Origin of the sequence: Ralstonia insidiosa (assembly GCF_008801405.1) — a bacterium.
Lineage (GTDB): Bacteria > Pseudomonadota > Gammaproteobacteria > Burkholderiales > Burkholderiaceae > Ralstonia > Ralstonia insidiosa.
In genome coordinates, this window is record NZ_VZPV01000003.1 from 98,643 (window position 1) to 111,444 (window position 12,802).

General features: G+C 61.8%; 15 protein-coding genes. 9 read left to right on the plus strand and 6 right to left on the minus strand.

All coding sequences use genetic code 11. From position 1 onward, the window contains the following. Positions 1-325 precede the first annotated feature (325 nt). The 3 genes from F7R11_RS22615 to F7R11_RS22625 all read left to right on the plus strand — a co-directional run bounded on the left by F7R11_RS22615 (position 326) and on the right by F7R11_RS22625 (position 2,405). On the plus strand, positions 326-910 hold the full coding sequence (locus F7R11_RS22615; protein ID WP_031328996.1) for a fasciclin domain-containing protein: 585 nt from the start codon (positions 326-328) through the stop codon (positions 908-910). Between the two features lie 65 nt (positions 911-975). Continuing rightward, the gene (locus F7R11_RS22620) at positions 976-1,686 is read left to right on the plus strand and encodes a sigma-70 family RNA polymerase sigma factor (RefSeq protein ID WP_031328998.1); all 711 of its coding nucleotides are present in this window, start codon (positions 976-978) and stop codon (positions 1,684-1,686) included. Continuing rightward, positions 1,683-2,405: an anti-sigma factor gene (locus F7R11_RS22625; protein WP_064807646.1), complete on the plus strand. Its 723-nt coding sequence runs from the start codon at positions 1,683-1,685 to the stop codon at positions 2,403-2,405. The genes F7R11_RS22620 and F7R11_RS22625 overlap by 4 nt, the downstream gene beginning before the upstream one ends. A 151-nt stretch (positions 2,406-2,556) precedes the next feature. On the opposite strand, the gene F7R11_RS22630 is transcribed toward F7R11_RS22625, so the two are convergent. After that, on the minus strand, positions 2,557-3,162 hold the full coding sequence (locus tag F7R11_RS22630; protein WP_231973404.1) for a hypothetical protein: 606 nt from the start codon (positions 3,160-3,162) through the stop codon (positions 2,557-2,559). Between the two features lie 77 nt (positions 3,163-3,239). Continuing rightward, complete coding sequence (locus tag F7R11_RS22635) at positions 3,240-3,830, minus strand: globin family protein (RefSeq protein WP_031329001.1); 591 nt, start codon at positions 3,828-3,830, stop codon at positions 3,240-3,242. A 338-nt stretch (positions 3,831-4,168) separates the two neighbouring features. On the opposite strand from F7R11_RS22635, the gene F7R11_RS22640 reads away from it, so the two are divergent. Beyond that, a complete protein-coding gene (locus tag F7R11_RS22640; RefSeq protein WP_064809065.1) occupies positions 4,169-5,029 on the plus strand; it encodes an alpha/beta hydrolase in 861 nt (286 codons plus the stop codon). A gap of 26 nt (positions 5,030-5,055) precedes the next feature. Here F7R11_RS22640 and F7R11_RS22645 read toward each other — a convergent pair whose 3' ends face one another. From F7R11_RS22645 to F7R11_RS27120, 3 genes are read right to left on the minus strand one after another with little or no spacing between them, the layout of a single operon-like run. Then, positions 5,056-5,808, minus strand: coding sequence for an SDR family NAD(P)-dependent oxidoreductase (locus F7R11_RS22645; RefSeq protein ID WP_064807642.1), 753 nt, complete (start codon positions 5,806-5,808; stop codon positions 5,056-5,058). A gap of 49 nt (positions 5,809-5,857) precedes the next feature. Next, on the minus strand, positions 5,858-6,832 hold the full coding sequence (locus tag F7R11_RS22650; RefSeq protein WP_231973379.1) for a MerR family transcriptional regulator: 975 nt from the start codon (positions 6,830-6,832) through the stop codon (positions 5,858-5,860). 41 nt (positions 6,833-6,873) lie between these two features. Further along, a complete protein-coding gene (locus F7R11_RS27120; protein ID WP_156669030.1) occupies positions 6,874-7,035 on the minus strand; it encodes a hypothetical protein in 162 nt (53 codons plus the stop codon). A gap of 264 nt (positions 7,036-7,299) precedes the next feature. On the opposite strand from F7R11_RS27120, the gene F7R11_RS22655 reads away from it, so the two are divergent. The 5 genes from F7R11_RS22655 to F7R11_RS22675 are packed head-to-tail and all read left to right on the plus strand — an operon-like array spanning position 7,300 to position 11,940. Next, complete coding sequence (locus F7R11_RS22655; protein ID WP_231973403.1) at positions 7,300-7,827, plus strand: lipocalin family protein; 528 nt, start codon at positions 7,300-7,302, stop codon at positions 7,825-7,827. A gap of 14 nt (positions 7,828-7,841) precedes the next feature. Continuing rightward, complete coding sequence (locus tag F7R11_RS27545; protein WP_151180568.1) at positions 7,842-8,105, plus strand: DUF2256 domain-containing protein; 264 nt, start codon at positions 7,842-7,844, stop codon at positions 8,103-8,105. Beyond that, positions 8,102-9,403 (plus strand): DASH family cryptochrome, encoded by a 1,302-nt coding sequence (locus tag F7R11_RS22665; protein WP_064807638.1) that lies wholly within the window; start codon positions 8,102-8,104, stop codon positions 9,401-9,403. Before F7R11_RS27545 ends, F7R11_RS22665 begins: the two co-directional genes overlap by 4 nt. After that, complete coding sequence (locus F7R11_RS22670; RefSeq protein ID WP_064807636.1) at positions 9,403-10,941, plus strand: cryptochrome/photolyase family protein; 1,539 nt, start codon at positions 9,403-9,405, stop codon at positions 10,939-10,941. Before F7R11_RS22665 ends, F7R11_RS22670 begins: the two co-directional genes overlap by 1 nt. Positions 10,942-10,998: 57 nt before the next feature. Beyond that, complete coding sequence (locus F7R11_RS22675; protein WP_064807634.1) at positions 10,999-11,940, plus strand: TIGR01777 family oxidoreductase; 942 nt, start codon at positions 10,999-11,001, stop codon at positions 11,938-11,940. A 130-nt stretch (positions 11,941-12,070) separates the two neighbouring features. Here F7R11_RS22675 and F7R11_RS22680 read toward each other — a convergent pair whose 3' ends face one another. Further along, positions 12,071-12,733 (minus strand): carbonic anhydrase, encoded by a 663-nt coding sequence (locus F7R11_RS22680; RefSeq protein WP_064807632.1) that lies wholly within the window; start codon positions 12,731-12,733, stop codon positions 12,071-12,073. Positions 12,734-12,802 lie beyond the last annotated feature (69 nt).

Below are 12,802 nucleotides of genomic sequence, written 5' to 3' on the forward strand. Positions count from 1 at the left end.
TGCATTCTCGAGCGTGTTGGCGCGATCAACGTCTGACATCACGTTTGCATCGTTCAAAGGTCAAACCTTCTACTTGCATCCAGGCATTTTTCCGGGCTTGCGGACGCAGTTGCAGATGAATCCGATGCTGAGCGATGACTTCGTACTCTATTCAGTACTCAACGCGCGCGAGACATCTGCCGCGCAATTTTTCTGACGCAAAGCCATTTCAATCCAGCACAACCAGCGTTTGCGTTGCTGCGCGATCAAGCGATGCATCCACCGGCGAGTTCCTCACGTATATAGGTTGCTTCCACGTTGCGAAGCGCCACGATTGAGGTCAACAATGAAAAAGCATCAATTGACTGGGTTGTCTGGTGTTCTGCTTTCTCTCGCAATCTTGTCTGGCGGCTATGCTGCCGTAGCAGCGGCCGCCATGGGTGATGGCGAAGCGACCGTGATGGTGGGCGGGGCGCCGATGTATCCGTCCAAGAACATCGTTCAGAACGCTGTGAATTCGAAGGATCACACGACGCTCGTGGCCGCCGTGAAGGCGGGCGGGCTGGTCGATACGCTGTCCGGGCCGGGGCCGTTCACCGTGTTTGCACCAACCAACGAAGCGTTCGCGGCGCTGCCTGCCGGCACGGTCGACAACCTGCTGAAGCCCGAGAGCAAGTCGACCTTGGTCAAAGTGCTGACCTATCACGTCGTACCTGGCCGGCTCTCTGCGCAGGACCTCATGAAGGCAGTCTCGGATGGCGGTGGCAAAGCCACCCTCAAGACCGTTGAGGGGGATGCACTCACCGTCATGCAGAAGGGTAATAACCTGTTTGTCACTGACGACAAGGGCGGTGTCGCCACCGTGACGATCGGCAATGTGTACCAATCGAACGGCGTGATTCACGTTGTGGACAAGGTGCTCCTGCCGTAATCGGTCCCGTACAACGCGGGGGCGTGTGCCCCCGCGCGTGTTCGAACAGTGATGAGAGGAACGGCATGCCATCCACACTTCGCTATGCTCAGGGCGTTCGTTGCGCGAGCGATGCGGTTGGTATACCTTTGTCGCATCCTGTTGCGGGCAACCGAGGCACGCGAAATCTTATGCACGTTGTCGGAGCATCTTTGCTCGAGTCTGAGGACTCAATATCTGCGCGCCAGAATGGTGGTCGGGAACATTTAGTTCAACTCCTCAAGCAGACCGCAGAAGGCAGCCGCCCAGCCTTTGCCGAGCTTTACACCCTCACGTCGCCCAAACTCTATTCGCTCGCGTACGGCATTCTTCGCAGCTCGGGTGAAGCGGAGGACGTGCTCCAGGAAATCTATGTCGCCATCTGGCAACGCGCCGATCAATTTGATCCTGGCCGAGGAACGGCTATGACGTGGCTGATTTCGCTGGCGAGAAACAAGGCGATCGATCGCCTTCGTCAGGCTCGCGAGACAGCAGGAGAAGAGACTGACTGGACGCACATCATCGACGAGCAAGCGACGCCGCCGGAGGCGGCGGGTATGACTCAGGAGCGCCGGCGTCTGGAGGGTTGTATTCAAAAGCTTGAAGCGCGGCAGCGAGGCGTGATCGTCGAAGCGTTTTATACGGGCGCGAGCTACCCAGATCTCGCAGCGCGACTGAGCGTGCCCATCGGTACGATGAAGAGTTGGGTGCGGCGCAGTCTGCTGCAGTTGAAGACGTGCCTGGAGCAACAGCCATGACGCTCGATCGCGATCTGGATTGCGCCGAGTACGTTCTTGGACTGTTGGACAGCCAGGAGCGCAAGGCGCTTGAGCGTGCGCTGGATCAGGATGCTGCCTTACGGGACTCGGTCAGTGCCTGGGAGGCGCGCCTGTCTCCCCTCGGAGAAGACGCCGTAGACATGGTGCCGCCTGCGCGCGTATGGAAGCGGATCCAGGCCGATCTGGGCCACGTTGATCACGCTGCGGCGCCCGCACCTGAGCCGCTGGTGCGGCGGATCTGGAACAGTATTGGGCTCTGGCGCACTGTGGCGCTCGCAACGAGCTTGGCGACGGTCACGGCTGTTGCGCTGAACCTTTCTCTGTTTTCATCGACCGCGACAGCGCCTGACGCGAAGCCGGCCTACATTGCCGCGGCCATCACCGACGAGAATGGCTTGCCGCATTGGACAATGACGATCGACACGGCAAAGCGGGAGATCGTCGTGGTGCCGGCCGTTGCATTGCGGGTTGCCGAGAGCGCCTCGACGGAACTCTGGTTGATTCCTGAGAATAGCAAGCCGATATCGTTGGGCGTGTTCGCGTCTGACCGATCGACGTCGATTCCGCTGTCGAGGGAAAACGCTGCAAAGCTCAATGCGCGTGCGATTCTCGCCGTCTCGCTGGAGCCGAAAGGCGGGTCTCCGACAGGGCAGGCTACCGGTCCCATCGTGGGCAAGGGCGCAATGCATGACACATAACGTTGACTGGCATTGTCCCAGCAGCGATCGGATGAAGTCAGCGAAAGTGAAGGCCGGCAAATTTGCCGGCCTTTGCGTTATTGGCGGCAAAAAAAACCTCCGACCCTTAGGACGGAGGTGTAACGCGAAGCCCCGGCGCGTTCAATGGAAATCAAAGACGAGACGACATGTACTGCTCCCTGACTGCCAGCCCGGCGTATGGCAGGTTGCTGGCTGTGACGATCGCCAGGTAATCGGCGAATCGATACTGCAAACGTGCCGTTTGCAGTGGTGATGCGCTCAATACCGCCGGTGATGCATTACCCACTGTCGAGGTTGGTGCACCGAGCGCGTTGCGCAGCGCATGTGTCGCGCCGTCCCACGCGGCGGCGGTGTCGTTGGCGCTCATCCCGCGCCGGTAGACATCTACACCGATGAGATGACCACTTGGACCGAAGCTGAGCCACAACTCGCTGACGGGCGGGCCGGCAAGACCGAGCTTAGAGGCGTCAACGCCGCGGCAGCGAAGATACTGATAGCCGTGCGTGACGGCATCGCAGGCGATGCCCTTTTCGTGTGCCCAGCGAGCGGCCTCATCCGCAGTCGTGCCATCCAGCACGAACCCGCCCGGGAGCGGTCGTGCAGGTGCCAACTGGTCTGCCCGCAGATGCGCCAATCCGCTGGCACGTAGCGCGCTGACTTGCTCGGCCGTGGTGTCGTTGACGGGGCAGGGGACGCCAAGCATGGCGAGCACAGGGCGAGCTGCCTTCAAGTGCATTGCTCCAACGAGACCGATCGCGACCGTAAGCGCTGCAACGCTGAGCAAGGTGTACCGTTGCAGCGGGCGTCGCGGATTCATTGGCAGTTCTGGGCGGTATTCGGGCCCAGGTACTTAGGCATGGACGACACGATGGCCGATTTGAGACCCGTGAGGACGGGTGCCACACGGGAGATGTAGCCATCCGGAACGCCATCGGTCTTCATGACAGCGGCAGCATCGGTGATGAACTGGTCGAACACGCAGCCGGGAACGCCGACATCAGAATGCGCCGTGGCCATGTCGTCACACATGACCGTGGCACCGTCCGCGGCGACTTGTCCCGGATAGCTGAAGGGGCCACCAAACAGCGCCTTGAACTGGAGGTTGAGGCAAGCCTTGAGACGCCCCACCGTATCGTGTCCGGGCTGACCGAGGTTGGCGAAATACGGTGCCTCTTTGGGGTCTGCAAGCAACCCGGACACCGCGTCGTCGACCACCTTGGCAATGGCGGCCGGTGCGCTGGCGTCTCCGCCAAGTCCCGACCACATGTCGGCGTTCTGGGGGAATTGTGCTGTTGACGCCGTCGATGCCATCGATGCCATCGGCGTGGGTGTGTCGTCGCCACCTCCGCATGCACTCAGTGTTGCGGTCGTCAACGTTAGAACCAATAGCAGTGCTCGCTTCATGGATCAATCTCCTTTGGTCGGGTATCGATTGCGCACTGCGCGGCTTGCTTCCATCGCTACACAGCGCTGATTCCATATACGTTTGCCATGCGAGACTGGATGCAGAATAAATCGCGCACCTGAGAAGCGCTGGGTGGACGACGGTGCACGCGCAGGCGCGGTTGCATCCAACCACGCAGGCGGACCGTATATGCCAGACGACACAACGATTCCACGCGTACTTTCATGGTGATCCTGCTCAATTTCCGCCGTGCTGACTGGCCACGGCCTGACACCGGCGCACGTCTGAATGGGCGCAATACGCGCTGTCATGCCCTGGCATTGGAGTGCGCATGTCGATGACCCGCCTGACCCGTCGAGCATGGCTGGCTGCGGCACTATCAAGCCTGACCGGCTGCTCCGGCTTGGATGTTTTGAATGCGGTATCCAGGTCTGGCGCCAGTATTCCGACGCTGGGGTTGGCGTATGGCGATAACCCACGACAGAAGCTGGATGTCTACCGACCTGTTCAACCTGTGGCGGGGCCCGCGCGCGCGATCGTGTTTTTTTACGGCGGGTCTTGGCGAGATGGCGCACGCACGGACTACGCCTTTGTCGGCGAGGCGCTGGCGGCGATCGGTGCGATTGCCATGGTGGCCGACTATCGGCTGTATCCGGAAGTCAGCTATCCGGGCTTCCTGGAGGACTGTGCTGCTGCTACGGCCTTCGCGCGGCGCTGGCTCGCGCAGCAGGGCTACGCAGATGCACGCCTGTTTGTCGCAGGCCATAGCGCGGGTGCCTACAACGCGGCCATGCTGGCTACGGATTCGCGCTGGCTGGGGGCGCAGGGGATCCGTACCGATTCGCTTTCTGGCTGGATCGGAATGGCAGGCCCGTATAACTTCTTGCCGATCCAGACGGCTGACATACTGCCCGTGTTCAATCATCCGCACGAAACGCAAGACAGCCAGCCGCTGTTTCATGTGGATCAGCGTTGGCAGCCACCCGCGCTTTTACTTACCGGAGAACATGATGCCTATGTTGACGTGCGACGCAACACGCTCTCCCTGGCCGAACGATTGATGAAGTATCGGCATCCGGTTGCGCTCAAGGTCTACCCGCGCCTGGATCACAAGACGCTGGTGGCAGCCCTCGCACCGCCTCTGCAATTTCTTGGGCCGGTACTGTCCGACGTGGCGGACTTCATCTCCAAGGCGTAGCGCTTGGTGTGGGCGGTCCAGCGCGCTCATGATTTCGGCGGCACGAGCAACCTTCCCTGGCCGCCGTCCACGCCGATCTGCTGGCCAGTGATCCAGGAGGCGGCGGCGCTGAGCAGGAATTCCGCAAGCGCCGCAGTGTCGTCGCCTTGCCCGAGTCGGCCCAGTGGGTTGGCATTTGCAAGTCGCTCTGCAACTGTTGGGGAGCCGGTCAGGCGAGCTGACATGGCTGACGTGGTCAGCCCTGGATGAATGCAGTTGACGCGGATACCACGGTCCGCGTACGTCGCGGCCGCAGACTGCGCAAGCGCACCGACCGCTGCCTTTGCACTGGCAATGGCTTCATGGTTCGGAAAACCGGCCGTCGCGGCGACGGAACCAATCAACACTGCGCTCGCCCACGTCTTGTGAGCGATGACCTGCTGCACGAACAGGCGCAGCACATTCCACGCCGAGATGAAGTTGGTATCGAGTGCGTGCTGGAGTTCGTCATCCGACGTCAGGTGGAGCGGCCTGATGACTATAGACCCAACACAGTGCGCCAGTCCCTCGGGCGCACCGAACCGTGCAATACCGGCCTCGAGGGCAAGCTGTGTGACATTCCGGTCGATTGTGTCAGCGGGACAAACCAAGACCTCCGGCGACGCAAGCGAAGCGGCAAGCGTCTCCAGTCTCTCCCGATTTCGCGCCGTCAGGACCAGTGGTGTTCCTGCGTGGTTCAATCGTCTCGCGAGGGCATTGCCGACAGCGCCGCTGGCGCCTGTAATCCACACAAATCCCATGGATGCTTCCTCACGCGTTCCGACCTCGATTGTTCCGACCTCGATTCCCTCAAACCGCTTGCGACAGCGCGCGGTTCACCAGTCCTTCCTGACGCACAATTTCTGCCAGCGCGGTCTCGAGCAGTTGCACCGCGCGATTCGCGACGGTGCCAAGGCGGTGATGCAGCAGGGCATCAGCAGGCGACTGCGATCTGCACTCATCGCTGTAGCGTTGAAACGCGCTGAGTTGCAGTACAAGCTCGGCAAGATGCCGCGGGCATTCGCACTGAATGGCTGACGAAATATCTGCGAGAGTGGCAAGGGCTTTGTCGTCGAAGCGGCGCATCGCGCGCGGCCCGGTGCCGGCATTCAGCATGTCTGCCTGTCGATGTGCCGTCGCCCAGTCAGCGAGTTCGGCGATCAGTTGTGCGGGCCTGGCCTGCGTGTCGGCTTGGCCGATGGCGCGCACTCCCGCAAGACCCGCCAGTTCAATTGCGCGACGGGTGCCGAATGCGTAGACCACGCTAACCGCTTTTGCATGTACGCCTTCTGCCAGTGCCACGATGCGTGCGACCGTCTCGACATGCAGGGACGTGACCGAGGCAAACAGCGCATCCGCTGTCTTCCCGGTATCGGCGTATTGGAACGCTTCCTCGATGGAACCGGCACGCATGCAGATGCGCATGCTGCCAAACGCCGATCCAGCGCTCGGCATGTCTGCGGGGCCAACGACCAGGAGAGAGAGCGTCTCGGGTAACTCCGGCGGTGTGCTTTCCCGTGACAGCATGAGTGCTTTCAGTGCCTCCCAGTCGAGGCCGGCGATTGCGCTGATGGGGTGCCCTTGATCCACGAGGGTCTTGATCAACCGCAGCCGCTGCAAGTCGTCGTCTGAGTAGAGACGTTGACCTGAAGGGGTCTTTGGGGGGGAGACCACTGCATATCGACGTTCCCAGATCCGCAACGTGGCGGCGGGCATCCGTGCCAGACGGGCGGCTTCACCGCTTCGATAGCGACGTGGCTCCATTGAGGTGTTGTGCTTTCCCACGATCTCTCCTGATCACAGCATGAGGCTAGTGGCTGAATGCATCAGAAGACAAAACCTTTTGGCGCGATGAAATGCGTGGCTGGCACGTGAGTCGAGAATGCGTTGATATTGGTGGCCGAATTCGCAACCAGCAGGGCGCAGCAAACCCCTTGCTTCCCTATACTCCACGGCATCGTCACAGCAATGCCGAGCGTTGATGCCATCGGCCGAGTTCGTTTCATGAATCTGGGTGTCGCAATTCAAGGCGGCTGGCGCGGCCACGCGTGCCCTCCTGGTGCCGAGGCGCAGGTGGCAGAGCCGTCCAGCAGACAAGGCAAAAGGTGAGATACATGCACGACGATCACACCGCTTCTTGGATCAACCATCTGTTCAAACGCATGTGGTGTCTGTGGTGTCTGCGGAAACACCTGCCGCCGTCGACAGGGGTAACGCGAGGGCGCCGAGGGCGTTTGCAACTGCTGGGCGTGATGATGGCTTGCGCAGTCTTGGTGGCGGCCTGCGCTCCGACCAGTCCTCCACAGGGCATCTACCCAGTCGCACCGTTCGATCTCCAGCGCTATGAGGGCCGATGGTACGAGCAGGCGCGGCTGGATCACGCGTTCGAGCGCGGCTTGACGGATGTTTCGGCAACGTACGAGTCACAGCCTGACGGGAGCGTGCGCGTGGTGAACCGCGGTTTTGATCCCACCACCGGAATGTGGCGGCAAGCGATCGGCAGGGCCTTGTTCACCGGGGATCACGGCACCGGCTCTTTAAAGGTCTCGTTCTTCGGGCCCTTCTACGGCGGCTATCACGTGGCGGCACTCGATCCCGACTACCGTTGGGCGCTCGTCGTGGGGCCGGACCGCAGCTACTGCTGGATCCTGGCGCGCGACAAGCATCTTGACCCGGTGCAGCGCGAGTCGGTTGTTGCGCGGGCGCGCGGGCTCGGCATCGACACCGCGGCGATGATCTGGGTGTCGCACGAACGTCAGGACCCAGTCCCAGCCAAATAATTGGGTGTGCTGCGATGACGTTCACCGTGGTCTGGTTCAAGCGTGATCTGCGGGGGCATGACCATGCCGCGTTGCTCCATGCATCAGCAGCAAAGTCTCGATGTCTGACCTCACGCATGCACAAGAAGCAGAACCTGCCGAGCAAACAGTGCCCTCAATGTGGTTTGCCCTTTGTCTGGCGCAAGAAGTGGGCGAAGACCTGGGACGGGGTCAAGTACTGTTCAGCACGGTGCCGTCAGGCGCGCAAACGGGTTGCCGGTGAAGAGGGGGCGGCTTGAGTACGGTGCTGTTCTGGTTTCGCGGCGATCTGCGTCTGCACGATCAGCCTGCACTGCGTGCCGCATGCACGAGTGGCGCCCGGTACGTCGTGCCGGTGTACTGCCATGCGGACTACGATGAGCCGACCCCGTGGGGGTTCACTCGCGTCGGTCGTCATCGCCGTGCAGTGCTGGCGGCGGCCCTGCGCGACGTGGATGGTCAGCTTGCCCGCCTGGGCAGCCGATTGCTTCAGTGCAGGGGGGCGGCCTGCACCACGCTTCCTGCGTTGGCACGCGCTGTAGGCGCCACCGCCGTGGTGTGCGAGGAGATCGCCGCCCCGCAAGAGCAGGCCGAGGTCGAGGCGCTGCGCAACGCCGGTTTGCGGGTCCATACCCTGTGGCAGAACAGCCTGCTTGAGCCAGGTGACTTGCCGTGGGCCGTGCACGCCTTGCCAGGTACCTTCACACCCTTTCGCCAGGAGGTGGAGCGCTTAGGGGTTAAACCGCCTGTGCCCCTGAAGCTGCCGGCGCGAATCATGCCATGGCCTCCGGGCGTCGACGTCCCACCCAGCCTGTGTTGCACTTCGGCCGCGGACAGTGTCGAGCGCCGCCCCCAGGATATGCGTTCGTCATTCCCTTACGGCACCCCTGCGTTTGACGGTGGTGAAACTGCCGGCTTGGCCCATCTGACGCAGTATTTGGCGCGCAAACTGCCGCACAGCTACAAGCGCACCAGAAACGCGCTGACTGGTGTCGACTACTCGAGCAAATGGTCACCGTGGCTTGCCACGGGTGCGTTGTCCGCGCGCAGGATCATGGCCGAGCTCCGGCAGTTCGAGGCAACGAATGGCGCCAACGATGGCAGCTACTGGTTGTGGTTCGAGCTGCTGTGGCGGGACTACTTTCGCTTCCTGCATCTGCAGCACGGGCGTCGGCTGTACCGGGCAGGTGGGCTGGTGGAGCACCCTAAGGGGCGACATAACGCCAAGGCGTTCGAGCGTTGGTGCCAGGCGTGCACGGGCGAACCACTGGTGGATGCTGCAATGCGTGAGCTACAGGCGACGGGATACCTCAGCAACCGGCTGCGGCAAGTTGTGGCCAGTTATCTGGTCCACGAACTCGGGGGCGACTGGCGCGCGGGCGCGGCCTGGTTCGAAGCGCAACTGGTGGACTATGACGTCTACAACAACCAGGGCAACTGGCTGTACATCGCGGGTCGGGGGACTGATCCGCGGGGAGGGCGGCGCTTCAATATCCAGAAGCAGTTGTCGCAATACGATGCAGAGGGGCAGTACCTTCGCCTCTGGGGGACACCGTGATGGATGGCGCCAAGACTGTGAGGCTGGTGCTCGGTGACCAGCTCAACCCACAGCACTCGTGGTTTGCTGAGGTGGATCGCGATGTGGTCTATGTGCTCATGGAGGTGCGTCAGGAAACGGACTACGTGCTGCACCATGCGCAAAAAATCCTCGCCATCTTTGCGGCCATGCGCGACTTCGCTCGTTACCTTCTGGCGCAAGGCCATCGGGTGCACTACCTGTCCATCGACGACGCGAGCAACACACAGTCGGTGACGGGCAACCTCGCTGCGTTAGCCCAGCGGTATGAAGCCATACGCGTGGAATGGCAGTCCGCCGACGAATGGCGGCTCGATGCCCAACTGCGCGCCTGGGCGGCCAATCAGAGCCTGACCACGCATGAAGCGGACACAGAACACTTCATGACGGGTCGGCATGATTTGGCAACGATGTTTGCGGGCCGCAAACAGTGGCTCATGGAACGGTTTTATCGGGATATGCGCCGACGCCATCATGTCTTGCTGGACGACAACGGCAATCCGGAAGGGGGGCAGTGGAACTTCGATCGCGACAATCGCAAGCCGTGGCGCGGCACGCCGAGCGAACCCGTTGACGCGCGTCCTAGCCATGACCACCGCGATTTATGGGCCACGCTGGAGCGCAGTGGCGTGAAGAGCTTTGGAGACCCACAGGCCGCGCAGTTTCGCTGGCCCTTGAATCGCGCGGAGGCGCTGGCATGCCTGGAGGCGTTTGTCGTGCAGACGCTACCGCATTTTGGCGATTTTGAAGACGCGATGAGCAGCACCAGCCCGAGGCTGTTCCATTCGCTCCTGTCGTTTGCCTTGAACGTGAAGATGCTCAGTCCGCGCGAGGTGATCGTTCGGGTGGAAGCCGCATATCGGGAGGGTGGGGCACCACTGTCTGCTGTCGAAGGTTTCATACGCCAGATCCTTGGCTGGCGCGAATACGTGCGCGGCATCTATTGGGCGCACATGCCCGGATATGAATCCTGCAACGCGCTTGATCATCAGGCGCCGCTGCCATCGTGGTTTTGGAGCGGCAACACGCAGATGCGTTGCCTGCAGCTGGCAATCGGCCAGTCTTTGCAAACGGCGCATGCGCATCACATTCAGCGCCTCATGGTGATTGGCAACTTCGCGTTGCTGGCAGGCATCGCGCCTGCCGAGGTACACCGCTGGTACCTCGGTGTCTACATCGATGCCTTTGAGTGGGTGGAACTGCCGAACACGGTTGGCATGAGCCAATGGGCCGACGGTGGACGCATCGCCACCAAGCCGTATGTGAGCAGTGCGGCCTATCTCTCGCGCATGAGCGATTACTGCAAGGGGTGCCACTACGACAGCAAGCAGCGCGTTGGTGAGCGAGCCTGCCCGTACAACGCGTTGTACTGGGATTTCTTCATGCGTCACGCAGCGGTATTCGACCGCAACCCTCGCCTTGCGATGGTGTATCGCCAACTCGCCAACATGCCGGCAGAGGCGCTCGATGCCCTGCGCGCGCATGCCGCTAGCCTGCGCGCGCGGCTGGAAACGTTGTAGAGCAACGCGCCAAGCCGGCTGACCCGATCCTCCCCTCAACATGACCCCTGAACAACCGTGCGTATATTGCTGACCGGCGGCACCGGCTTGATTGGGCAAGCGCTTTGCCACTGTTGGAAGATGCAGGGCCATGAGCTCGTTGTCTGGAGCCGTACTCCGCAACGTGTGCCAACGCTGTGCGCCGGCGCAAAGGGTGTTGCCGCGCTGCGCGAGCTGGATGGCGCCGAGCCGTTCGATGCGGTAGTCAACCTGGCCGGCACACCCATTGCCGACCGCCCGTGGACCGCGCAGAGACGCAGGGTCCTATGGCGCAGCCGTATCGACCTCACACGTGAACTCGTGGATTGGCTCGGCCAGCGTGTGCGGCGGCCTCGCGTGTTGCTCTCGGCTTCCGCCATTGGCTGGTATGGAGACCGCGGGAACGCGCCCCTGGATGAGGACAGCCGCCCGGGCGAAGGTGACTTTGGCAGTCAGCTTTGCGTGGCGTGGGAGCAAGAAGCTCAGCGCGCCGAGCAGCTCGGCATGCGAGTCGTCCTACTGCGTACGGCTCCGGTGCTTGCCCGTCATGGCGGCATGCTGCCGAGGCTACGTCTGCCGTTCAGCATGGGGCTTGGCGGTCGCCTTGGTAGCGGCCGGCAATGGATGCCGTGGATTCATCTCGACGACGAGGTTGGCCTGATCGACTTCCTATTGCAGCGAGAAGACTGCCGGGGCGCATTCAACGCGTGTGCGCCGCACCTCGTCTGCAATACGGAGTTCGCTCAGACGCTGGCGCGGGCACTCAACCGCCCGATGCTCTTGTCCGTTCCCGCATGGGCGTTGCGAATTGTGCTGGGGGACATGTCGATCCTCTTTCTTGGGAGTCAGCACGTTAAGCCCCGGCGAGCGATGGAAGCGGGCTACCGATTCCGCTTTCCCTACCTTGAAGGCGCACTGACTGACCTGTTTACGGTCATGAAAAGCGGCGGTGTCGGCGTGTCAGACGACGCTTCTCAATAGCGCGTGCGCCGCAATCTCTACCGCACACCGCAGGTTGCGTTTGTGCGGTGGTAACCCTGTTCGCGTGGGGCCGTGTACTCGTGCAGCCGGTGGCTCGCAGCCGCAGTACACGGGCCCGCGCCCACCTACCTCACCCCACCGAGCCCTCGTTCCGGGACGTGACGGCAACCGTGGTCGGCGAATCTGCGAGTGGCACAAAGCGGCGTGTTGTGCCGTCGAGCGCATCGATGCTGCCAGTTTCGATGTCATATACCCAGCCGTGCAGATTCATTCGGCCTTGCGCGAGCGCCAATGCAACCGAAGGATGCGTGCGCAGGTTTGCTAGCTGTGCGATGACGTTCTCGCGTACGAGTCCGTCAAGTTTGGCGCGAGGCGAGTCGAATTCATGCGCGGCGTTGATCGCTTTTGCGGCATCGGAATGCCTTAGCCAGTTGGCCACTGCTGGCAGATGATCGAGACAGGTGCAGCGCGAGATGGCCCCCATCGCACCGCAATCCGAATGGCCGCAAATGACGATGTCGCGCACACCGAGTACAGCGACCGCATACTCGACCGTAGCCGAAACACCCCCTGGCTCCGGACCGTACGATGGCACGATGTTGCCGGCATTTCGGATCACGAAAAGCTCGCCCGGTTCGCGCTGCGTAAGCAGCTCAGGGACGACGCGGCTGTCAGAGCATGTCACGAACAGCGCCTTGGGGCTTTGTGATGTCGCCAGTTGCTTAAAAAGTTCGATGCGCTGCGGAAAAACGTCGCGCTGAAAGCGCAGGAAACCGTCAATAATGTCACGCATGGCGTTCTCCGAGTTTGGTGGTGAGATGCCGTCATGACCATCGAGGACGTGTCACGCCGGCGCAGCCGA

Coding starts and splice junctions, on each gene's coding strand:
- F7R11_RS22615 (WP_031328996.1), top strand. CDS start 326: ATGAAAAAGCATCAATTGACTGGGTTGTCTGGTGTTCTGCTTTCTCTC.
- F7R11_RS22620 (WP_031328998.1), top strand. CDS start 976: ATGCCATCCACACTTCGCTATGCTCAGGGCGTTCGTTGCGCGAGCGAT.
- F7R11_RS22625 (WP_064807646.1), top strand. CDS start 1,683: ATGACGCTCGATCGCGATCTGGATTGCGCCGAGTACGTTCTTGGACTG.
- F7R11_RS22630 (WP_231973404.1), bottom strand. CDS start 3,162: ATGCACTTGAAGGCAGCTCGCCCTGTGCTCGCCATGCTTGGCGTCCCC.
- F7R11_RS22635 (WP_031329001.1), bottom strand. CDS start 3,830: ATGAAGCGAGCACTGCTATTGGTTCTAACGTTGACGACCGCAACACTG.
- F7R11_RS22640 (WP_064809065.1), top strand. CDS start 4,169: ATGACCCGCCTGACCCGTCGAGCATGGCTGGCTGCGGCACTATCAAGC.
- F7R11_RS22645 (WP_064807642.1), bottom strand. CDS start 5,808: ATGGGATTTGTGTGGATTACAGGCGCCAGCGGCGCTGTCGGCAATGCC.
- F7R11_RS27120 (WP_156669030.1), bottom strand. CDS start 7,035: ATGGCATCAACGCTCGGCATTGCTGTGACGATGCCGTGGAGTATAGGG.
- F7R11_RS22655 (WP_231973403.1), top strand. CDS start 7,300: ATGATGGCTTGCGCAGTCTTGGTGGCGGCCTGCGCTCCGACCAGTCCT.
- F7R11_RS27545 (WP_151180568.1), top strand. CDS start 7,842: ATGACGTTCACCGTGGTCTGGTTCAAGCGTGATCTGCGGGGGCATGAC.
- F7R11_RS22670 (WP_064807636.1), top strand. CDS start 9,403: ATGGATGGCGCCAAGACTGTGAGGCTGGTGCTCGGTGACCAGCTCAAC.
- F7R11_RS22680 (WP_064807632.1), bottom strand. CDS start 12,733: ATGCGTGACATTATTGACGGTTTCCTGCGCTTTCAGCGCGACGTTTTT.